This window comes from Ornithinibacillus massiliensis, from assembly GCF_018310345.1.
Lineage (GTDB): Bacteria > Bacillota > Bacilli > Bacillales > Amphibacillaceae > Ornithinibacillus > Ornithinibacillus massiliensis.
In genome coordinates this window covers 751,259-771,530 of record NZ_JAGXBY010000002.1, presented here as the reverse complement: position 1 = coordinate 771,530, position 20,272 = coordinate 751,259, and the positions used below count along the sequence as shown (strand labels likewise).

Sequence of the window (20,272 nt, the reverse complement as noted above, 5' to 3'; positions counted from 1 at the left end):
AATAGTGAATTAACCTTTTCTTCTCATTTCGATTTCTTTTATTTCTTGTCTAAAAGACTTTATCAGTGAAACTACAATTAAAAGTAATATAATACTAAATGGGAAGGCAGCAATGATAGAAGCAGTTTGCAGTGCACCTAACCCACCTTGCCATAATAATACCGCGGCAGCACCAGACTGTATAATTCCCCAAATCAGCTTAACAGAATTGGGTGGATCTAGTCTTCCTCCAGTTGTTTGCATCCCTAAAACAAATGTCGCTGAATCTGCTGATGTAATAAAGAAGGTACCAATTAACAAGATAGCTAAAAGTGACATGATGGTGGATAATGGGAAATGTTCAAGTACGGCAAACAGGACAGTTTCTTCACCAAGTTCACCTACATAATGAAAAATATCTAGTCCTTCAAAGAATTCTAAATGTATTGCCGAACCACCGAAAACGGTAAACCAAAGCGCGCTAAAAATAGTAGGGACAAGTAAAACACCAAGTATAAATTCCCGAATGGTTCTTCCTCTTGACACTCTAGCGATAAATGTCCCGACAAATGGTGCCCAAGCAATCCACCATGCCCAGTAAAAAATAGTCCAGTCTTTGATCCATGAAGTATTATCTTCGTTAAAAGGTGTCATACGTAGGCTCATACTTGGCAAATTTTGAATGTAATTCCCGATGGATGTAGTAAAGTAATTTAACATAAACGTGGTAGGTCCTAAAAATAACAGGAATATCATTAAAGCTACTGCAAGGACAATATTAGAGTTAGACAAATATTTCATTCCTTTATTCAAACCAGCAGATACAGAGAGCATATACAGAATTGTCACAATTAAGATAATCAGCATTTGAAACAAGAAAGTTTGGTCGATTCCGAAGACAAATGATAACCCACCACTAATTTGTATCGCACCAAATCCAAGGGAGGTTGCAACACCAAATACAGTAGCAAATACCACAATAAAGTCTATTATACTTCCCCATACTTCTTTTCCTTTTAAACCAAACAAGGGAACTAATATATCACTAACTAATCCTGTTGAATGTTTTCTGAACTTAAAATATGCTAAAGCAAGTGCTATAGTGGCATATATAGCCCAAGGATGGAATCCCCAATGAAAAAGGCTATATTGAATAGCGGCTTTTGCTGCATCACTCGTCATGGAATCGCCATAGGGTGGATTATGAAAATGTGACAATGGTTCTGCCGCCCCCCAAAAGACTAATCCAATCCCCATTCCTGCACTAAACAACATGGCAAACCATGTCAAATAGGAGTATTCCGGCTTATCGTTTGGTCTACCTAATTTAATTCCACCATATTTAGAGAATATAAGAAATAGGCAAAATAAGAGAAAACATGATGCACTGATTAAATAAAACCAACCAAATTTGTCCACAATATACGTTTGAATGGTTGAAGTAACTGCTTCTAGGTTTCCATTGGGTAATACACTATCCGGAATGATGCCCCAAATAATGAATAACAGACTAATGATTACTGAAATATAAAAAACTTTCGTTACCTTATTCATATTAAATCATTCCTATCTGATTCTTTAATTCGTAGTGTCTATATTACTATCCCCAACTATTAGGAGAACTTTCGCAAAAATAAAGAGGTTGTCTTCTTTTTTTTCATCGATTAAACTGAGTATATTAGGAGTAAATCATCAGGAGGGTGTTACATGAGATTAGCAGTTTTCGTTTTTTCAACACTAGTTATTTTATTTTTATCTGCCTGTAGCCCCGGGCTCGAACAAATTGAAGGAAGCAAGTCAGATGATTTAGTAGGACAAACCAATCAAAAGTCTGAAAATCAAGTAAGTGGAATGGAAGAGGAAGAGGCATCTAACGGTATAACTAAGGTTAAGGAAGAGGAATCTAATCAAAAGTACGAGGAAAATACAGAAGAAATTAAACCACAATATCGTGTTTCTGAAGATTGGTCCGTTGTCCCAATAGAAGATGGAACCAATGAGAAAGTTGTGTTACTTACCATTGATGATGCTCCTGAGAAGTATGCCTTACAAATGGCAAAAACGTTACAGGAATTAGATGCTGGTGCGATATTTTTTGTCAATGGACATTTTATAGACACACCTCAAGAAGCAGAAGTATTAAAGGAAATTCACAATATGGGCTTTACCATAGGGAATCACACGTATTCCCATGTCAATCTTGAAAGCATAGTACATGATCCTGAAAAACAACGTGAGGAAATAGTTCTCTTGAATGATAAGATTGAAGAGATTATTGGAGAAAGACCTAAATTTTTCCGTGCACCTCATGGTATCAATACAGAAGACTCGAAAAAAATAGCGAAAGAAGAAAAAATGATTTTAATGAACTGGTCTTATGGCTATGATTACTTTACTCCTTATATGAATAAGGACAAGCTAGTAGAAGCTATGGTAACAGGGGAAGGGCCAGAGGTAGATGTTCCATACTCTTTACTAAAGCCAGGAGCTAACCTTTTAATGCATGATCGCGAATGGACGAATGAGGCGTTAAGGGATATTGTCGAAGGACTTAGAGAACAGGGATATGAGATTGTTGACCCTGATTTAATCGAGACGATAGAGTGAACGTAGGAAATGTTACCAGTGAAAATTATCGCTGGTACTTTTTTTGTTGATTGTGTTATACTAAATGTAATTTGTAATCTAATTGGTGCATACTATAGAATAAAGTGTTATACAAAAGGGGAGCTGGTTTTAAATGGGTACAATCGTTTGTCAACAATGCCAGGTTACTATTGAGCATTATGAAAATGAAAAGGTGGCAATATTGTATGGCACTTGCCCAAAATGTAAATCGAAGTAATGAATGCTTTAGATAATTAAAAACAGCGCAATACCATCCTCTTTCAAGTTGCATAGCCATGCAACTTTTTTTATATTACTTAAAAAGCATGGTAAGATGGATAAAGAACTATGGAATGGAGGGAATAGGATGAAATGGTCTACTAGAATTACAGATTTATTCCATATAGAATATCCAATTATCCAAGGTGGGCTTGCATATTTAGCATACGCAGATTTAGCTGCTGCTGTTTCCAATGCTGGTGCACTAGGACAAATTACTGCTATGAGTTTGCCTGGACCTGAAGAATTAAGAAGTGAAATTATACGAGTGAAAGAACTTACCGATAAACCCTTTGGGGTAAACTTTGCTATCGGGCAACATAATCGACCATATGAAGACATGGTGCAGGTGGCTATCGAGGAGAAAGTTCCGGTTGTTTCAGTGACAGGTGGTAATCCAAAAGGTGTTTTAGACATGGTGAAGGAACATCCCATCAAGACATTAGTCTTAGTAGCTGCGAAAAGACAAGCACAGAAAGCAGAGCAACTGGGAGCAGACGCTGTTATTGTTGTAGGACATGAAGGTGGTGGTCACCTAGGGAGAGCGGATACGAGTACTTTTGTATTAACACCGGATGTAGCTGATAATGTATCCATACCAGTCATCGCTTCCGGTGGTATTATAGATGGAAGGGGATTGATGGCTAGTCTTGCATTAGGTGCAGAAGGTATAGAGATGGGGACACGATTTATTGCAACGAAAGAATGTATTCATGCTCATCCAGTGTACAAACAGGCAATAATAGAAGCAGATGAAAATTCGACTGTTGTAATTAAACGTTCGTTAGGGACTCCAGCTCGGGCTTTAAAAAATTCCTGGACAGATAAAATATTGGAATTAGAAGAAAAAGAAGTTGGATATGATGGGTTAAAAGATTACATAAGTGGAGTAGCGAATAGGAATTATATTTATAAAGGCGAAACAGATAACGGGTTTGGTTGGGCAGGACAGGGGGTAGCTGGAATAGATGATATACCTTCTGTAAGAGAACTAATCGAAAGAATGATTGCTGAAGCGGAAGGAATACGCAAGAAGTGGAAGGAATGAGGTGAAGGAAAAGGATGAATTACACATACCCTTTTGATACAAGTTGGTCAAAAGAAGAAATAATTGATGTTGTCCAATTTTTTTCATTAATAGAGAGAGCTTATGAAAAAGGGATCGACCGGGATATTTTGCTTGCTGGCTATCGAAAGTTTAAGCATATTGTACCGGCAAAAAGTGAAGAAAAACGATACTTTCAAGAGTTTGAAAAAGACTCTGGTTATTCTTGTTACCAAGTCGTTAAAATGGCAAGAGATAGTGAGAGTGGACTAATTAAAATGAGATGAAAAAAAGGGAAGTTCCAAAAGTATGTGGAATTTCCCTTTTGCTATTATGATTGAAGTGCCATTCGGTAAAATGGAATTAACTGTTCATAGGTGTCCTTAATAAACTGAACTAATTCTTCTCCATTAGATACAACAGGATTGCTAGAAGAAAGATGTTTCCCAATAAGAAATTCAGCTTTTTTTACATCACGGAATCGTTCTACATGTTTAGCTTCTAGCTCTTGAATAGATAAAGAATCTTTTTTCATATGATCTAACGAAATAACAAAGTCTCCAGATAATTGCTTTATTTGATCAAAATTAGCTAAGTAAGCTTTGGCGATTTCACTCTTATTTTCTAATTCATAAATGCAAGCCATCCAAATAAACAAATGATCATCAAATAATCCAACCTGGAAATGCGGATGTTTTTTATACCCTCTATTATTATGAGAAATGGCTAACCAAGTATCCTTTGGCGGGTTTACTGTTCTTCTAGCATGCTTTGCAATATGGAGATAAACTTCATTTCCTAATTGAGTAGAAAGATATTCTACCAACTCCTGTCCAATTTCCTTGAACTTTGGTTGGATCCGAGTTTGTATTGCTTCCATTCTTGCATCTAATCCATCTATATGAAATGTGTCAAAATCACTTTTGACAAATCCTTTAATACTCATGAAAAACACCTTTCCTATTTATTTATAGTTATTATTATGAACAACTGAATATAAACTAGTCAAGTGATTAAATCGTTATAGTACGATTTGGACAGTTATAAATATGAACGAATTGAACCAAAAGTCATATATATAAAGAAACAAACAGATTGTTCACGAAAACTTGGACAACACAGGTTATTTACCTAGGAATTCGATTGAAGGGATGTGTAGGCTGTTGAAATATATATTAGAAGAAGTTAGAAGATTGGAAGAGAAGGAAAAGATTCCTATTATTAAAATGGAGATTGATTATGAATTATTAACGCTTTATGATGCTTTACAAGAAAATGATAAAGTTCAGATTATAAAATCGAAAGAAAGACTAAAGCAGTTACGCGAAAATCTATTAGAGCTCTTAGATAAATAACCTCCTTTACTCAAGGGAAGAAGCGCACAGCTTCTACTTCCTTGAGTGTTTTTTGGCAGATTGACTGTAAACAATTACTCACTTGAGCGAAGAGATACTTATCGATTAGTTATTGAATAAGTAATTATAGGTTTATTCTAGAAAGGTTAATGAAAAAGCCCTCAAGTATGACTAGCTTTTAAAATTCTGATACTATAAATAGGAGTAGACATATTGGAGGCTATACATATGGATAATTTAATACGTGAAGAGATATTTCATTATGCTAAGGAATGGGTATTGGAAGCCGGAAATATAATACGGAATACAATAGATGACCCTTTAGAAATTGGTACAAAATCAAATCCAAATGATTTAGTAACTACGATGGATAAAAACACGGAGAAGTTCATTGTAGAAAAAATTAAAACAACATTTCCAGATCATTTATTACTTTCCGAGGAAGGGTTTGGAGATGAGATTGATTCTCTAGATGGGACGGTTTGGATTATCGATCCTATTGATGGAACAATGAATTTTGTTCAGCAAAAACGAAACTTTGCCATATCGGTTGGGATTTATCAGGATGGCGTAGGGGAAATTGGTCTTATTTATAACGTGATGGAGGATGAATTATACACTGCTTTACGGGGGGAAGGAGCATTTAAGGGTGAGAAAAAGCTTTCGCCACTCAAAGAAGGAATGATTCTAGAAGAGTCTGTTATTGGATTAAATCATTTATGGCTTTGTGAGAACCGATTAGTTGATGAAAAAGTAATGCAGCAATTGGTGAAAACTGCACGTGGGACGAGAACATATGGCTCTGCAGCCTTAGAATTTGCTTATGTTGCAGAAGGAATATTAGAAGGTTATTTAACAATGGGCTTATCACCATGGGATATTGCTGCTGGAATGATAATTGTAAATGAAGTTGGTGGTGTAACAACGAATATTGATGGGGATCCGATTAATATGGTAGGAAGAAACGCTGTCTTTGTCGGTCATCCGGATGTTCATAACCGTATCATTAAAGATTTTATTGCAAAAGGAAGAAAGTGACTCACGCCTGTGAGCCGCTTTTTTTCTTTTTGTTTGCTATCCCAAATCCCATAATAGCAAACCCTAACACAATAAATAATACAATCAACCAAATGTTACGCATGGCAATTGCCAATCCTACTCCGATAAACATCGATACAACAACTAATGCTAGTAATAATGCTGGTATATTTATTTTTTTCATGTAAGACACTCCCTCTATTGTACAATATCTAGTATAAGTCTTTTTTGAGTGATAGGAAAGGTTAAATATCTGTTTTTCCTATATCAGACAAGGAGTCTTTTTCTTATACATAAAGGAACTGAGGATTTATTCAAAAAACTGTTATAATGAATAGTTGTTGTTACGTAAGTGGTATCGCACGATAAATTACGTACTTAGCTAACACTAGCAAGTTTATTTTTTATTTAGTATGATAGTGGTGAATATACATAATGGGGGATTTGAATGGTTTATAATTATGTCATGGAACAATACGGTGTAGATCAAGTATTTAATATACTATACGTTGCAAATTTAATTCTAGCTGCAATTGCATATAAATTAGGTTTTGCAAAAAAACTACCTATCTTAAAATCAGTTATAGTCTATATTTTGTTAGCCATAGGAATCTTCATCCTAAATATTTTATTTATTATTATGCCAGCAACTCTTGGCGCACAACCATTACCAATGACTGAGAGTTTAGTTGTAATTTGTGTAGTACTTGCCATCTATCGTATTCGCATGTATTTACAGAGACAAGCGAAAAAAGCATAAAAGTAGGATTCTGGAAGGACATTTATGTTCTTGTCAAATAACGTGGGTATTAGGTATTAGTCACGCTACCTGTAGCTATAATACGGAAAAGTTGAACGGATTTAATTTTATTATCCAATTAATAATGTAAAAAACAAAATTCCCGTACACAGTAAGTGATATGGGAATTTTGTTTGTTTTATCGGATACCTATATTAACTCATCTTCTTTTTTCTTTTCTTCGTATAAACGGAATTTGTTTGTTGCAAGGCGTTCTAACGTTCTTTCTTTTATACGTTCGTTACAGTTATCGCATAGGTACATATACGTTTTTTTATTTCTTAGTCTTTTAGCTTGAAGCGAAAAATCCTCTATATTCTCAACGACATCACATAATACACATTTTACTTGCACATAACCACCTCAAATTGGACTATATTACCACTATAACATAACGAATCAAAAATATGTTTATTTTCTATTAAGAAGAGGTACATTAAGAGAAAAGGTAGAAAGGATGGTTGACATGAAAAAACGTTATATCGTATCTGCTATTGGGGCAGGAATTGCAGGATATCTAATAGGTGCTAATAAATTTAAAAAACATCCTTCTTCAAACGACAGCGAAATTAGTGAAGACTTGACCTTCTTTAAGGCGGGTAAGCCAGATGAGGTAGATGAATTGGAACTAGATCAACTTGAAAATGCTAAAATGGTATCCGAGGGGTCCCAGTTTGGTGTTCAATATTATAACAACATAAAAGCGACGGAATAAGAAATGAGGTATCCAGAACTGGATACCTCATTCTTTATTCTTCACGCTTTTCTTTGTGATTATTAGACTGTTCATCCACTATGTCATCCATTTTTTGTCTTTCTTCATCATCATTTATAATTTGTTGGTTTTGATTAGGTTCTTCTGGTCGGTGCTCTGGCGTCGGGAAATCAGGCATATATCTACCAACAATAGCAGCTACTTCATCTACAATCCCTTGTACGGGATACCCTTGCGCAATTTTGTCATTCATTCTGCGGATTCTTTCTGTAATATCGGCATCTGCTACTACTACAGCTGTACGACCATATGGATCATGCTGAAGTGCTTCAATTACAGAATATTTAATGGTACCAACTCTTGACATATCTAATTCTTTATCAACATCTATCCCGACAACAGCATAGGGTCCAACAACGATGGCTACAGCGTCGTCAACTTCAGGAACATCGCTTGCCACATGGGCTAAGTGATCTGCAATTTGCTCATTCGAAAAATCGTGCTCTTCTCGAGGCGCAGAATTTTTTACATTAATTATTCTGTCATTTGGGTCTTCTCTTTCACTAGGTAGAGCCCGGTCCTCATCATTCTGTCCGCATCCTAAAAGAAAAAGGAAACATAATGCTATTAAGCTTAAACGAATATACATCTAAAACTCCTCCTAAAAATTGTGGATACAGGGAATAACTATACCGTTATTTTGGAGTATTAGATGCCAAATTATACAATAGAAAAAAGGATCCTAATAGAAACAGCGGTCTGCCTGCCTTTTAAGATCCTAATCATAGTTCATTAACTTACAATAATTTTGGTAATACCTTTAATTGGATTGTCCTTATTAGATCCGTCTTTGAATAATAAATGCACAGGGCCATTTTCAGTTAACGGTTTTCCATCCAATGCAAACAGTAAGTAACTGTTGTATAAATCAGATATCGAAATTATTATTTCTTTACTCTCTGTTACAAGTAGTGCTTCTTTTGCATCAGCTTTAATTTCAGCATGATTTAAAAAGTCTTCAATTGGCATTACATAGGAATATTTTAATATATTCTCCCGTTCGTGCTTAGCTAAACTTCTATTAACAGGAGGTTTCGATTGGAATCCTACTGCTCTTTCCCATCTCTCTTGTGCTTCTTGGACGTCATTTCGTTCATCTTTTTCTTCATGATTGGAGAATGCTTCTTCTAAAATAATTTTGCGATCATCAAATATCCATACGGTAGGATCCATTGTAATTTGGTAGGTAACATTACCAATAATAGGGACAATCATGTTTTTCCACCTTTCCGATAATATCTGTACCTATTAAGAATAGCAGACAACTACAATAAATGAAATCGCTAAGCATTATATTCTAACCTCAATTTTTCCTAGTATTTCATTGAAGGAAAAGATTGCATTTTATAGTAGTAAAGGATAATATAATATTAGAGTAAATGTATATGTACAAAGAAGAAAACAAGCTTATTATCCTGATAAGGTTTGTTGGTGGAGGGGATATATTGATGCCAGAGGTAACGATAGATCATCGTGAAAAAGCCTATGCCCTTCTAAAGGCTGATGCTGATAAAATATTGCGGCTTATTGAGGTACAAATTGATAATTTAACGATGCCGCAATGTCCATTATATGAAGAGGTTTTAGACACGCAAATGTATGGTCTCTCACGGGAGATTGATTTTGCTGTTCGATTAAATTTAATTAATGAAGATGAAGGAAAAGCACTTCTTGAGAATTTGGAGAGGCGTTTAAACATTCTTCATGAAGCGGCCCAAAAATCTGTGTAACACTTATGCATTTCGTGTGGAAAGATTTTTTGGTAAAAACTTTGCCTGCATATGAAATGGCAAGGTTTTTTTGTTTAAGTAAGTGGGACTTGACAAGACATTTACCACTTGACGAATAGACCTAATTCATTGAAAATTGATTAATTACCAATAGACTTGCACGGATAGCTAATTATATTCAGTTATCACAATTGGAGAGAGAAACGATGTTAACAAAATTAAAAGAATTTGATTTTACACTTCTTATAACACCATTAATATTAAGTGGATTTGGTGTTGTGATGATTTATAGTGCGAGCATGGTGCTAGCAATAGTGGAGGGCTATGAAAGCAATCATTATTTACTGAGGCAATTACAATGGTTTGCAATAGGATTATTTGGATTTCTATTTGCGACCTTTTTTCCCTATAAAAAGTATCAAAAATTAATCAAATTAATCGTTTTAGGGGTCATACTACTGTTGTTAGCGGTAAGGTTTTTTGGGTATTCTGCGGGTAACGCAAAATCCTGGATAAATATCGGGCCGATTAATTTACAACCTTCTGAATTTGCTAAGCTTGGTATCATCATGTATCTAGCTTCCGTATATTCAAAGAAACAGGCATATATCAATAATTTCAATCGAGGGGTATTACCACCTTTAATTTTAACAGGGTTTATTCTAGCATTAATTGTAGCTCAGCCTGATATTGGAACAGCTGCCATTATCTTTTTAATAGCGTGTACCGTCATATTTAGTTCAGGTATCCGTTTTAAACATTTATTTATATTAGTTGCAATAGGGTTATTATTATTAGCAATCGCCGTTCCTAATATGGTAACTGATGAAAGGATTAGCCGTTTTACGGGGGCCTATGCACCATTTGAGTCACCACATCTTGATGGCTATCAATTAATCCAATCGTATGTAGCCATTGGTGTTGGAGGGGTAACAGGAGAAGGTCTTGGACAAGGGGTACAAAAGCTAGGGTACTTATTTGGTCCACATACGGACTTCATTATGGCTGTAATTGCTGAAGAGTTGGGTTTTCTAGGTGTCATCATTGTTATTGGTGCTCTAGCGATCATTGTATTACGGGGAATATTTATTTCACGTAAATGTAAGGATAGTTTTGGAGCGTTACTAGCGCTAGGTATTTCTTCTATGGTAGGTATACAAACATTTATTAACTTGGGATCGGCAAGTGGTATTTTACCGATAACGGGTGTTACGTTACCATTTGTTAGCTACGGTGGATCTTCATTACTCATATTATTAGTATCCATGGGAGTATTAAATAATATTGCGATGAATGTGAAAAAACAGGAACGTGAACCAGTTCCTGCAATGAAACAAGATATACCAAATAATCCATTTATTAAAGGAGGAACAAGATGGTCAAGTTAAATAAAATTAAAAAAGTACTCGTTGCCAATCGTGGGGAAATCGCAATCCGTGTGTTTAGGGCATGCACAGAGTTAAACATTCGAACAGTTGCTATTTATTCAAAAGAAGATTTAGGATCCTATCATCGCTATAAGGCAGATGAGTCTTATTTGGTAGGGGAAGGCAAAAAACCTATTGATGCTTATTTGGATATTGAAGGAATTATAGCTATTGCCAAACGTGTTGGGGTAGATGCAATTCATCCTGGTTATGGATTCCTATCGGAAAATATAGAATTTGCTAAACGCTGTGAGCAGGAAGGTATAATCTTTATAGGTCCTAAAAGTGAACACTTACATATGTTTGGGGATAAAGTAAGAGCAAGAACACAAGCACAAAAAGCTGGTCTTCCAGTAATTCCAGGTAGTGATGGTCCTGTTACGTCGCTAGAGGAAGTAGAAGCTTTTGGTCAGGAGCATGGCTATCCTATCATCATTAAAGCAGCTCTAGGTGGTGGTGGACGTGGCATGCGGATTGTACGAAGTGCCAATAATGTTCGTGAAAGCTATGAAAGAGCTAAATCGGAAGCAAAAGCAGCTTTTGGTAGTGAAGAAGTATATGTTGAGAAATTAATAGAACAACCGAAGCATATAGAAGTTCAAATTATCGGGGATGAATTTGGAAATATTGTTCATCTATATGAACGTGATTGCTCCATTCAACGTAGACACCAAAAGGTAGTAGAGGTTGCGCCAAGTATATCATTAACAGATGAATTACGGGAGAGAATCTGTTCTGCAGCTGTTCAACTAATGAAAAATGTGAACTACGTAAACGCAGGTACGGTTGAATTTTTAGTGAAGGAAAATGACTTTTATTTTATTGAGGTAAATCCACGCGTTCAAGTAGAGCATACGATTACAGAATTAATTACTGGGGTTGATATCGTACAAACTCAAATCAAAATTGCGGATGGTCAACATATCCATGAACCATCAATCGGAATTCCTGAACAAGAATCGATTACAACTCAGGGTTATGCTATTCAATCCCGTGTAACAACAGAAGATCCATTAAATAATTTTATGCCAGATACAGGGAAAATCATGGCTTATCGGACTGGTGGTGGATTCGGTGTTCGTTTAGATGCTGGAAATGGATTCCAAGGTGCAGAAATTACCCCACATTATGATTCATTGCTTGTAAAGGTGTCTACTTGGGCATTAACTTTCGAACAAGCTGTTTTAAAAATGGTGCGTAATCTTAAAGAGTTTCGTATTCGAGGTATTAAGACGAATATTCCATTTTTAGAAAATGTCATGTTACACAATCAATTTATGACTGGTGAATACAATACGACTTTTATAGATGAAACGCCGGAATTATTTGTTTTCCCTAAGCGAAAAGACCGTGGAACAAAAATGTTAACCTTTATCGGGGAAACAACGGTTAATGGATTTGAAGGCATTACTAAAAAAGAAAAACCGAACTTTGATACACCAATCGTTCCAAATGTAGAACATCTTGATTATGCGCATGGAACGAAGCAAATTCTTGATGAAAGAGGACCAGACGGGCTTGCGCAGTGGTTAAAAGAGCAGAAGGTAGTACAATTAACCGATACGACGTTTAGAGATGCTCATCAATCGTTACTAGCGACTCGAGTTCGTACGAAGGATCTGGTTAAAATAGCTGAGCCAACTTCTAAACTTTTACCTAACCTATTCTCTGTGGAGATGTGGGGAGGAGCAACTTTTGATGTTGCGTATCGATTCCTTAAGGAAGACCCTTGGGAAAGATTGTTAAAGCTGCGAGAAAAAATGCCAAACGTATTACTTCAAATGCTTCTACGCGCAAGTAATGCAGTAGGATATAAAAATTATCCAGATAACTTAATTCAGGAATTTGTTGAAAAAAGTGCAAATGGCGGAATAGATGTTTTCCGTATTTTTGATAGTTTAAACTGGGTAGATGGTATGAGACCTGCTATCCAAGCAGTTCGGGATAATGATAAGATTGCAGAGGTTGCTATGTGTTATACAGGGGACATTCTGGATCCAAACCGTACCAAATATGATTTAGCTTATTATAAGAAATTAGCTAAAGAGCTCGAACAATCAGGTGCGCATATTTTAGGAATTAAAGATATGGCTGGATTACTTAAACCGGAAGCTGCGTATCGTTTAGTAACAGAGCTAAAAGAAACAGTTGATATTCCAATCCATCTTCATACCCATGACACAAGTGGAAATGGAGTTTATATGTATGCTAGAGCGATTGATGCTGGAGTAGACGCTGTTGATGTTGCTAATGGACCGATGGCAGGGCTAACCTCACAACCAAGTGCGCAAACATTATATCATGCGTTAGAAGGTAAAGAACGACAGCCGAAAGTGGATATCGAAAACTATGAGAAACTAGGTCATTATTGGGAATCTTTACGGCAGTATTACCAAGAATTTGAGAGTGGTATGAATGCTCCGCATACTGAAATATATCAACATGAAATGCCTGGTGGGCAATATTCTAACTTACGACAGCAAGCAAAAGCTGTAGGCTTAGGAGATCGCTGGGATGAAGTAAAATCTATGTATCGTCGTGTGAATGATATGTTTGGTGATGTAGTAAAAGTAACCCCTTCATCAAAAGTAGTAGGGGATATGGCACTATTCATGGTACAAAACAATTTAAGTGAAGATGATGTATACGAAAAGGGAGAAACCATTGATTTTCCAGATTCAGTCGTAGAATTTGCTAGTGGCTATATTGGTCAGCCATATCAAGGATTTCCAAAAGAATTACAGCGAATCATTTTAAAAGGAAAAAAGCCGATTACAGAAAGACCTGGACAATTATTAGATCCAGTAAATTTTGACCACTTGAAGGAAACCTTATTTAATACATTAGACCGTCAAGTAACTAGTTTTGATATGATTTCATATGCTTTATATCCGAAAGTATTTATGGATTATCACCAATTCTATGAATCATATGGGGACGTATCTGTATTAGATTCACCAACATTCTTCTATGGGATGAAGATTGGTGAAGTAGTTGAAGTAGAGATCGAGCAAGGAAAAACACTGATTGTTAAATTAGTATCTATTTCTGAACCTAGAGAAGATGGTACAAGAGTAGTTTACTTTGAATTGAATGGCCAGGCTCGCCAAGTTAATATCCGGGATAAGAGTGTCCAAACGAATGTTATGTTAAGACAGAAGGCAGATAAAACGAATGGTAAACATATTGGAGCAACGATGCCTGGAACAGTGCTTAAAGTAGTGTGTGAAAAAGGGCAAGAGGTAGAAAAGGGCGATGAGCTAGTTATTACGGAAGCGATGAAGATGGAAACAACTGTTCAAGCTCCGTTTACCGGTGTAGTAAAAGCTATCCATGTACAGAATGGTGACACAATTGAAGTGAATGATTTATTAATTGAATTGGAATAGAATTTATCAGCTTTTAAAGTGCGTGCTGATGTAATTGGGTTAATAATGTTAACTTACCTTAAAACCCCCGTATCTTGATAGAAGGATACGGGGGTTTTACTTCGTTTATGTTTAATGATGTATAGGATGTTACTTTTTTATTTTATGTTAGAAAGAGCCTCTTCTGGAATAGCGTTTTTACGAGCCATTACAGCACTTCTTGTTGATAAGAGACAGAAATAGCTTAGCATTCCGAAATAACATGTAATAACTAGTGCATGCATTAACGCGACACCTAAATTTAATAACGTAAAGATAATGAGAGCACCAAATATAACTTGTAGAAGTATCAATGTAAAGGTTGCTGTCCAACCCCACTTCATAATGTTACTTTTTGGATAATCTTTTAGAATGCGAATAAATAGACTTAGTGTCCAAATAAATAATAATCCAGCAAACAAACGATGTCCCATTTGAATCCATTGTTCAAATGTAAAGCTTGAGAAATCGAATGGTGCTGTATTTTTACAGAACGGCCAATCCCCACAAACTAAGTTTGCGTTTACATGTCTTACGAGTGCGCCTGTATAAACAACGAGTAAGGTAAATATGGTTAGAGCATAGATTTCAACACGGTGCTTCTTTTTTATGTAAAGTGAATCAGCATCAAATTTCTTATCAATTTCAAAAATAAGTAACATTAATAAGAAAATGGTTGCAAAGGAAATAAGTGAAATTCCAAAATGTGCTGCTAAAACGAAGTCAGATTGTCCCCACATTACAGCGGCGGCACCGATTAATCCTTGCAAAACTAAAAAGAAAACAGAGGAAATAGATAGAAACTTCACTTCCCTAATATTTCCAATATGCTTCCAAGACAGATAAGCTAGGATAAGAACGATAATACCAACAGAACCAGATACTAAACGATGACTCAATTCAATAATTAATTCCATATCGATTTCAGATGGAATTAATTCTCCTTTACATAGTGGCCAACTATCACCACACCCATCACCTGACTCGGTTTTAGTCACTAGTGCCCCTCCGATAAGGACAAACGTCATTCCGATGACCGCTAGAACCGAGAGCCATTTTAATAATTTTATCATACTATCAATATCCTCACTTCTACTTTGTTGTTATGTATTACGACAATATTATTATACCACTCTCCATGATAATCTTTTTTTCGCGTATAAAGCAAATCTTTTATGCAATATAAAGACAATTGACACAGAATTGTTAAACAATAGATGGATTTAAATATCGAACAGATTGAAATAAGAAAAAACCCTTGCAAAGTTTTTCATTGTCTGCTAGAAATAATATAGGGGATATACTGTAAATTAGTAGTTAAACTTCTGACGAAAGCAATTACATAGGTGGCTGAATTTTTGAAGGCGTTTTAGCCTTTTATTTGTTTACAATATAAAATTCACATAATTGTCAGAAGTTCGTGCGAATTATGACAGTGTTATCCTAGAGGCAAATGGATTGTAAGATGGAACCGTGATACAATGAGCATTAATAGATAGCATACTTTATGGGAATATGAACAATGTTAGGATGAGTATGCTTCTTTTATATGTCCCTTTTATTTTGGGGGTTAAAGGGGGGATATACAGGGTGCGTTCAAATGAGACAACTTCCTCAAAAATTGGGCGATGCTATTGTACATACGGGAGTAAAAAGTGATAGTAAATTTTGATGGATTTACTGAAAAAGAATGAATTGGTACTTGCCTTAGTTACTTTCCTTTTAAATACAATATTTTTAGCTTTGTTAGGAATATTAAATACTGTCTTCTTAAATTGTATTAAAAAGGAATGTATCGATAACGAATGGGGAATAGGTACATATATAATTAAGGTTTCCCATTACTAATTATCATCCTTACTATTTTCTATATAAGGAAGGAAAATTTGAAAGAGAGGTATTAATACATGAAAGGTTGGATGGGAAGATTCAAAGTATTATCCCTATTGGGTTTAGTAGCATTATTTCTATCAGCCTGTGGTAGGGAGAACTTGACAGCGTTAAACCCTAAAGGCTACGGCGCGGAAAAATCTCTAGATCTAATTATTCTACCTACTGTTATCATGACTGTTGTTCTAGTAATTGTAATGGTTATATTTACAGTAGCGCTTATTAAATTCCGTAAGAAAAAAGGTCAAGAAGATGTTATTCCAAAGCAAGTTGAAGGAAACCAAACATTAGAAACAATCTGGACTGTTATTCCGATTTTACTTTTAATCGTAATTGCGGTGCCAACAGTAATCTATACGTTTGATTTAGCTGATGAAGCGGATGCTAGTGATTCATTAAATGTTAACGTTACCGGTAACCAATATTGGTGGCATTTTGATTATGATGGACTAGATATCCAAACAAGTCAGGATGTATATATTCCTGTAGGTGAAAAAGTTTACTTTAACATGTTATCTTCCGATGTTATCCATTCATTATGGGTTCCTGCACTTTCTGGTAAGCTTGATGTTAACCCAGAAAATGAAAACACATTTTATCTTCAGGCTTATGAAGAAGGTGTGTATTGGGGTAAATGTGCGGAGCTTTGTGGACCTTCACACTCACTTATGGACTTCAAGGTTGTCGTAGTAAGTCAAGAAGAGTTTGACCAATGGGTCGCTGATATGCAAAACTTTGATCCAGAAACAGAACCAGAAACACAAACAGCAGTTGATGGTAGAGCATTATTTGAAGAGAACAACTGTATTGCATGTCACGCAATTGGATCTTCACCTGTAGCAGTCGGTCCTAACTTAACCAATTTTGGAGACCGTACAAAACTAGCAGGTACAGCAGATATGACAAAAGAAAATATCATTCAGTGGATTGTAAATCCAGAAGAAATGAAACCAGGAAATAAAATGACTGGTATGTACCCATCAGTTAGTGAAGAGGATGCTGCATTAATTGCAGAGTATCTATTACAGTTACGCCCTTCAGAAATTACTCCGGAGAGTGCGGGTAACTAACTTTTGATTTAAGGTTTGTATGATTGAAAAGGGAGGTTTATTTTGTGAGTTCAGCAACTGCTCAGAAAACAAGCTTCGCTGCCGTATTATGGGATTATTTAACGACTGTTGACCATAAAAAAATAGGTAAACTATATCTTTATGGTGGGGGTTTCTTTTTCCTACTCGGTGGATTAGAAGCTTTAATTATTCGTATTCAACTAATGAAACCAGAGAACGATTTTATATCTGCTGGTCTATATAATGAAATGATTACTATGCATGGAACAACGATGATTTTCTTTGCGGCCATGCCAATATTACTAGGATTAATGAACGTCGTCATGCCGTTACAAATTGGTGCTCGTGATGTTGCGTTTCCATTTGTTAATGCATTAGGTTTTTGGTTATTCTTGTTTGGTGGAATTATGCTAAATGTCAGCTGGTTAACTGGTGCACCAGATGCTGGTTGGACAGCATATACTCCACTATCAACGTCATCGCCAGGACATGGTGTAGATTATTATATTCTAGGTCTACAGATATCGGGTGCTGGTACGTTAATGGGGGGAATTAACTTCCTCGTAACGATTGTTAATATGCGTGCACCTGGTATGACATATATGCGTATGCCATTATTCACATGGACAACATTCGTAATCAGCGTATTAATATTATTTGCATTTCCAGCCTTAACAGTTGGTTTATTCTTACTAATGTTCGACCGTATGTTTGATTCAGCATTCTTTGATGTAGCACTTGGTGGTAACAGCATCATTTGGCAACATCTATTCTGGATCTTTGGACACCCAGAAGTTTATATTCTAATCTTGCCAGCGTTCGGTATTTTTAGTGAAATTTTTGCGACATTCTCTAAAAAGCGTCTATTTGGATATACAGCAATGGTATTTGCGACAATCCTTATTGCGTTCTTAGGCTTTATGGTATGGGCTCACCATATGTTTACAGTAGGTATGGGTCCAGTTGCGAATTCTATTTTCGCTATCGCTACGATGGCAATCGCTGTTCCAACTGGTATTAAGATTTTCAACTGGTTACTAACCCTCTGGGGTGGAAATATTACAATCAATAGTGCAATGCTTTGGTCATTAGGATTCATTCCTTCCTTTACACTAGGTGGAATGACAGGGGTTATGGTAGCAACTTCTGTTGCGGATTATCAATACCATGATTCTTACTTCGTTGTAGCCCACTTCCATTATGTAATTGTTGGTGGGGTAGTATTTGGAATTCTTGCAGCACTACATTACTGGTGGCCATTAATGTTTAGAAGAATTCTTAATGAGAAATTAGGTAAGCTTGCATTCTGGACATTCTTTATTGGATTCCATTTAACATTCTTTATCCAACATTTCCTTGGGCTAATGGGTATGCCTCGTCGCTATTGGGTTTTCTTAAAAGATCAAGGGTTGGATGTAGGTAACGCTATTAGTACAGTCGGTGCCTTCTTTATGACATTCGGTGTACTAGTATTCTTATTCAATGCATTTTATTCTTGGTTTAAAGAAAAGCCTGCACCGCAAGATCCATGGGATGGACGTACATTAGAGTGGGCAGTTGCTTCACCGCCACCACATTATAACTTTAAACAACTTCCACTTGTTCGTGGACTTGATGCATTATGGATTGAGAAGATGGAAGGTAATGGTAAAATGACACCTGCAGAACCTGTAGGAGATATCCATATGCCAAATGGATCTATTCTACCGTTTATTATGTCATTAGGTTTCTTTATTGCAGGATTCGGGTTTATTTACCATAATCAATCTACTTTTGCTTATGTATTGCTTTTCGGTGGCATGGGGCTAGCATTATTATGTATGCTACTTCGCTCACTGAAAGATGACCTTGGATATCATATCCATAAAGAAGATCTCGAAAAGGAGGCTGAATAATATGGCTAATGATCATACCTTAAATCCAGAAACAATGCCACATCATCCCGAAAAAGCAACACTTGAAGGGAAAAATAAGTTTTTAGGATTATGGTTTTTCCTTGGCGGAGAAACAGTATTATTTGCTAGCCTTTTCGGAACATACCTTGCATTGAAGAATTCGACTGCTGGTGGACCTAGTTCTGAGGATTTATTTGGACTCGAATTAGTATTCTTTATGACCATGCTATTATTAACTAGTTCTTTAACTAGTGTATATGCCATGTATCATATGAAGAATAATAATTTCGCAAAAATGCAGCTTTGGCTTGGAATTACCGGTTTACTTGGTCTAGCTTTCCTTGCATGTGAGATTTACGAGTTCTATCACTATATTCATGAGTACGAATTTACATTCCGTTCTTCTGCTTTTGGATCTGCGTTCTATACATTAGTAGGCTTCCACGGTGGACACGTACTTTTTGGTCTTTGTTGGTTAGCTGCTCTTATGATTCGAAACGCAAAGCGTGGATTAAATCTTTACAATGCACCAAAATTCAATACATTTAGTTTATATTGGCACTTTATTGACGTTGTATGGGTATTCATCTTTACAGTGGTATACCTAATGGGGAAGGTGGGGTAACTGATGGCAAATAACACCAAAACCAATGAATTTCACAAACAACAAAATAAAGAGGAAATGAAAAAGCAGCTGATTACCTTTGCTACAATGATAATCTTTACTATTATTGCTTTTGTCATTGTTGGTTCAGGCATAATGAGTAAGATGCTCGCGATTCCATTATTACTAATTCTTGCTGTAGTACAAGTAGCATTCCAATTCTACTACTTTATGCATATGAAGGATAAAGGGCATGATATGGTCGCTATTATGATTTACGGTGGAGTATGGGCGGCAGTATTAACCGTAGCTGCACTTAGCTTAGTAATATGGTGGTAATCTAAATAAGGATCAGGGAATTGTTTTCCCTGG

The 20,272-nt window shown here is 36.0% G+C and carries 22 protein-coding genes; 15 read left to right on the top strand and 7 right to left on the bottom strand.

Going from position 1 to position 20,272, the window contains the following annotated elements:
- Positions 1–9: 9 nt before the first annotated feature.
- The gene (locus KGF86_RS08190; protein WP_186868541.1) at positions 10–1,533 is read right to left on the bottom strand and encodes a glycine betaine uptake BCCT transporter; all 1,524 of its coding nucleotides are present in this window, start codon (positions 1,531–1,533) and stop codon (positions 10–12) included.
- A gap of 153 nt (positions 1,534–1,686) precedes the next feature.
- Between KGF86_RS08190 and KGF86_RS08185 the strand changes: the two genes are divergently transcribed.
- The 4 genes from KGF86_RS08185 (at position 1,687) to KGF86_RS08170 (ending at position 4,197) form a co-directional block, all read left to right on the top strand.
- Positions 1,687–2,586 (top strand): polysaccharide deacetylase family protein, encoded by a 900-nt coding sequence (locus tag KGF86_RS08185; protein WP_211741547.1) that lies wholly within the window; start codon positions 1,687–1,689, stop codon positions 2,584–2,586.
- 133 nt (positions 2,587–2,719) lie between these two features.
- Positions 2,720–2,824: a GapA-binding peptide SR1P gene (locus KGF86_RS08180; protein ID WP_211741546.1), complete on the top strand. Its 105-nt coding sequence runs from the start codon at positions 2,720–2,722 to the stop codon at positions 2,822–2,824.
- Between the two features lie 129 nt (positions 2,825–2,953).
- Positions 2,954–3,913, top strand: a complete 960-nt coding sequence (locus KGF86_RS08175) for an NAD(P)H-dependent flavin oxidoreductase (RefSeq protein ID WP_211741545.1) — start codon at positions 2,954–2,956, stop codon at positions 3,911–3,913.
- 14 nt (positions 3,914–3,927) lie between these two features.
- On the top strand, positions 3,928–4,197 hold the full coding sequence (locus KGF86_RS08170) for a UPF0223 family protein (protein ID WP_186868545.1): 270 nt from the start codon (positions 3,928–3,930) through the stop codon (positions 4,195–4,197).
- Positions 4,198–4,241: 44 nt separating this feature from the next.
- On the opposite strand, the gene KGF86_RS08165 is transcribed toward KGF86_RS08170, so the two are convergent.
- A complete protein-coding gene (locus tag KGF86_RS08165; RefSeq protein WP_186868546.1) occupies positions 4,242–4,856 on the bottom strand; it encodes a YktB family protein in 615 nt (204 codons plus the stop codon).
- A gap of 217 nt (positions 4,857–5,073) precedes the next feature.
- Here KGF86_RS08165 and KGF86_RS08160 point away from each other — a divergent pair, with 217 nt between their 5' ends.
- Positions 5,074–5,265, top strand: coding sequence for a hypothetical protein (locus KGF86_RS08160; protein WP_186868547.1), 192 nt, complete (start codon positions 5,074–5,076; stop codon positions 5,263–5,265).
- A 228-nt stretch (positions 5,266–5,493) separates the two neighbouring features.
- A complete protein-coding gene (locus KGF86_RS08155; protein ID WP_211741544.1) occupies positions 5,494–6,303 on the top strand; it encodes an inositol monophosphatase family protein in 810 nt (269 codons plus the stop codon).
- Between the two features lies 1 nt (position 6,304).
- Here the strand turns inward: KGF86_RS08155 and KGF86_RS08150 are convergent, their stop codons facing one another.
- Positions 6,305–6,487 carry a DUF5325 family protein gene (locus KGF86_RS08150; RefSeq protein ID WP_186868549.1) on the bottom strand — a complete coding sequence of 61 codons (183 nt, stop codon included), beginning with the start codon at positions 6,485–6,487 and terminating at the stop codon, positions 6,305–6,307.
- 264 nt (positions 6,488–6,751) lie between these two features.
- Between KGF86_RS08150 and KGF86_RS08145 the strand changes: the two genes are divergently transcribed.
- The gene (locus KGF86_RS08145; protein WP_186868550.1) at positions 6,752–7,063 is read left to right on the top strand and encodes a YlaH-like family protein; all 312 of its coding nucleotides are present in this window, start codon (positions 6,752–6,754) and stop codon (positions 7,061–7,063) included.
- A 189-nt stretch (positions 7,064–7,252) separates the two neighbouring features.
- On the opposite strand, the gene KGF86_RS08140 is transcribed toward KGF86_RS08145, so the two are convergent.
- Positions 7,253–7,456 carry a DUF2197 domain-containing protein gene (locus tag KGF86_RS08140; RefSeq protein WP_186868551.1) on the bottom strand — a complete coding sequence of 68 codons (204 nt, stop codon included), beginning with the start codon at positions 7,454–7,456 and terminating at the stop codon, positions 7,253–7,255.
- A gap of 112 nt (positions 7,457–7,568) precedes the next feature.
- On the opposite strand from KGF86_RS08140, the gene KGF86_RS08135 reads away from it, so the two are divergent.
- Positions 7,569–7,817, top strand: a complete 249-nt coding sequence (locus KGF86_RS08135) for a hypothetical protein (protein ID WP_211741543.1) — start codon at positions 7,569–7,571, stop codon at positions 7,815–7,817.
- A 34-nt stretch (positions 7,818–7,851) separates the two neighbouring features.
- Here KGF86_RS08135 and KGF86_RS08130 read toward each other — a convergent pair whose 3' ends face one another.
- Both KGF86_RS08130 and KGF86_RS08125 read right to left on the bottom strand, forming a co-directional pair.
- Entirely contained in the window at positions 7,852–8,466 is a 615-nt protein-coding gene (locus tag KGF86_RS08130) for a YhcN/YlaJ family sporulation lipoprotein (protein WP_211741542.1), read from the bottom strand.
- Positions 8,467–8,609: 143 nt separating this feature from the next.
- On the bottom strand, positions 8,610–9,092 hold the full coding sequence (locus tag KGF86_RS08125) for a hypothetical protein (RefSeq protein ID WP_186868554.1): 483 nt from the start codon (positions 9,090–9,092) through the stop codon (positions 8,610–8,612).
- 233 nt (positions 9,093–9,325) lie between these two features.
- On the opposite strand from KGF86_RS08125, the gene KGF86_RS08120 reads away from it, so the two are divergent.
- The 3 genes from KGF86_RS08120 to pyc all read left to right on the top strand — a co-directional run bounded on the left by KGF86_RS08120 (position 9,326) and on the right by pyc (position 14,423).
- Positions 9,326–9,607, top strand: coding sequence for an Fpa/YlaN family protein (locus tag KGF86_RS08120; RefSeq protein ID WP_186868555.1), 282 nt, complete (start codon positions 9,326–9,328; stop codon positions 9,605–9,607).
- Positions 9,608–9,813: 206 nt separating this feature from the next.
- Entirely contained in the window at positions 9,814–10,995 is a 1,182-nt protein-coding gene (gene ftsW / locus KGF86_RS08115; protein WP_211741541.1) for a putative lipid II flippase FtsW, read from the top strand.
- On the top strand, positions 10,983–14,423 hold the full coding sequence (gene pyc, locus KGF86_RS08110; protein WP_211741540.1) for a pyruvate carboxylase: 3,441 nt from the start codon (positions 10,983–10,985) through the stop codon (positions 14,421–14,423). The genes ftsW and pyc overlap by 13 nt, the downstream gene beginning before the upstream one ends.
- Positions 14,424–14,560: 137 nt before the next feature.
- Here the strand turns inward: pyc and KGF86_RS08105 are convergent, their stop codons facing one another.
- Positions 14,561–15,514 carry a COX15/CtaA family protein gene (locus KGF86_RS08105; RefSeq protein WP_186868558.1) on the bottom strand — a complete coding sequence of 318 codons (954 nt, stop codon included), beginning with the start codon at positions 15,512–15,514 and terminating at the stop codon, positions 14,561–14,563.
- An 834-nt stretch (positions 15,515–16,348) separates the two neighbouring features.
- On the opposite strand from KGF86_RS08105, the gene coxB reads away from it, so the two are divergent.
- The 4 genes from coxB to ctaF are packed head-to-tail and all read left to right on the top strand — an operon-like array spanning position 16,349 to position 20,239.
- Entirely contained in the window at positions 16,349–17,401 is a 1,053-nt protein-coding gene (gene coxB / locus KGF86_RS08100; RefSeq protein WP_186868559.1) for a cytochrome c oxidase subunit II, read from the top strand.
- Between the two features lie 44 nt (positions 17,402–17,445).
- Positions 17,446–19,296 (top strand): cytochrome c oxidase subunit I, encoded by a 1,851-nt coding sequence (ctaD, locus tag KGF86_RS08095; protein ID WP_211741539.1) that lies wholly within the window; start codon positions 17,446–17,448, stop codon positions 19,294–19,296.
- Between the two features lies 1 nt (position 19,297).
- Positions 19,298–19,921 carry a cytochrome (ubi)quinol oxidase subunit III gene (locus tag KGF86_RS08090; protein ID WP_186868561.1) on the top strand — a complete coding sequence of 208 codons (624 nt, stop codon included), beginning with the start codon at positions 19,298–19,300 and terminating at the stop codon, positions 19,919–19,921.
- 3 nt (positions 19,922–19,924) lie between these two features.
- A complete protein-coding gene (gene ctaF, locus KGF86_RS08085) occupies positions 19,925–20,239 on the top strand; it encodes a cytochrome c oxidase subunit IVB (RefSeq protein WP_186868562.1) in 315 nt (104 codons plus the stop codon).
- The last annotated feature ends 33 nt before the right edge of the window (positions 20,240–20,272 follow it).

Excerpts from the sequence above, each read along its gene's own strand:
- KGF86_RS08190 (WP_186868541.1), bottom strand. The coding sequence starts at position 1,533 with ATGAATAAGGTAACGAAAGTTTTTTATATTTCAGTAATCATTAGTCTG.
- KGF86_RS08185 (WP_211741547.1), top strand. The coding sequence starts at position 1,687 with ATGAGATTAGCAGTTTTCGTTTTTTCAACACTAGTTATTTTATTTTTA.
- KGF86_RS08180 (WP_211741546.1), top strand. The coding sequence starts at position 2,720 with ATGGGTACAATCGTTTGTCAACAATGCCAGGTTACTATTGAGCATTAT.
- KGF86_RS08175 (WP_211741545.1), top strand. The coding sequence starts at position 2,954 with ATGAAATGGTCTACTAGAATTACAGATTTATTCCATATAGAATATCCA.
- KGF86_RS08170 (WP_186868545.1), top strand. The coding sequence starts at position 3,928 with ATGAATTACACATACCCTTTTGATACAAGTTGGTCAAAAGAAGAAATA.
- KGF86_RS08165 (WP_186868546.1), bottom strand. The coding sequence starts at position 4,856 with ATGAGTATTAAAGGATTTGTCAAAAGTGATTTTGACACATTTCATATA.
- KGF86_RS08155 (WP_211741544.1), top strand. The coding sequence starts at position 5,494 with ATGGATAATTTAATACGTGAAGAGATATTTCATTATGCTAAGGAATGG.
- KGF86_RS08150 (WP_186868549.1), bottom strand. The coding sequence starts at position 6,487 with ATGAAAAAAATAAATATACCAGCATTATTACTAGCATTAGTTGTTGTA.
- KGF86_RS08145 (WP_186868550.1), top strand. The coding sequence starts at position 6,752 with ATGGTTTATAATTATGTCATGGAACAATACGGTGTAGATCAAGTATTT.
- KGF86_RS08135 (WP_211741543.1), top strand. The coding sequence starts at position 7,569 with ATGAAAAAACGTTATATCGTATCTGCTATTGGGGCAGGAATTGCAGGA.
- KGF86_RS08130 (WP_211741542.1), bottom strand. The coding sequence starts at position 8,466 with ATGTATATTCGTTTAAGCTTAATAGCATTATGTTTCCTTTTTCTTTTA.
- KGF86_RS08125 (WP_186868554.1), bottom strand. The coding sequence starts at position 9,092 with ATGATTGTCCCTATTATTGGTAATGTTACCTACCAAATTACAATGGAT.
- KGF86_RS08120 (WP_186868555.1), top strand. The coding sequence starts at position 9,326 with ATGCCAGAGGTAACGATAGATCATCGTGAAAAAGCCTATGCCCTTCTA.
- ftsW (WP_211741541.1), top strand. The coding sequence starts at position 9,814 with ATGTTAACAAAATTAAAAGAATTTGATTTTACACTTCTTATAACACCA.
- pyc (WP_211741540.1), top strand. The coding sequence starts at position 10,983 with ATGGTCAAGTTAAATAAAATTAAAAAAGTACTCGTTGCCAATCGTGGG.
- KGF86_RS08105 (WP_186868558.1), bottom strand. The coding sequence starts at position 15,514 with ATGATAAAATTATTAAAATGGCTCTCGGTTCTAGCGGTCATCGGAATG.
- coxB (WP_186868559.1), top strand. The coding sequence starts at position 16,349 with ATGAAAGGTTGGATGGGAAGATTCAAAGTATTATCCCTATTGGGTTTA.
- KGF86_RS08090 (WP_186868561.1), top strand. The coding sequence starts at position 19,298 with ATGGCTAATGATCATACCTTAAATCCAGAAACAATGCCACATCATCCC.
- ctaF (WP_186868562.1), top strand. The coding sequence starts at position 19,925 with ATGGCAAATAACACCAAAACCAATGAATTTCACAAACAACAAAATAAA.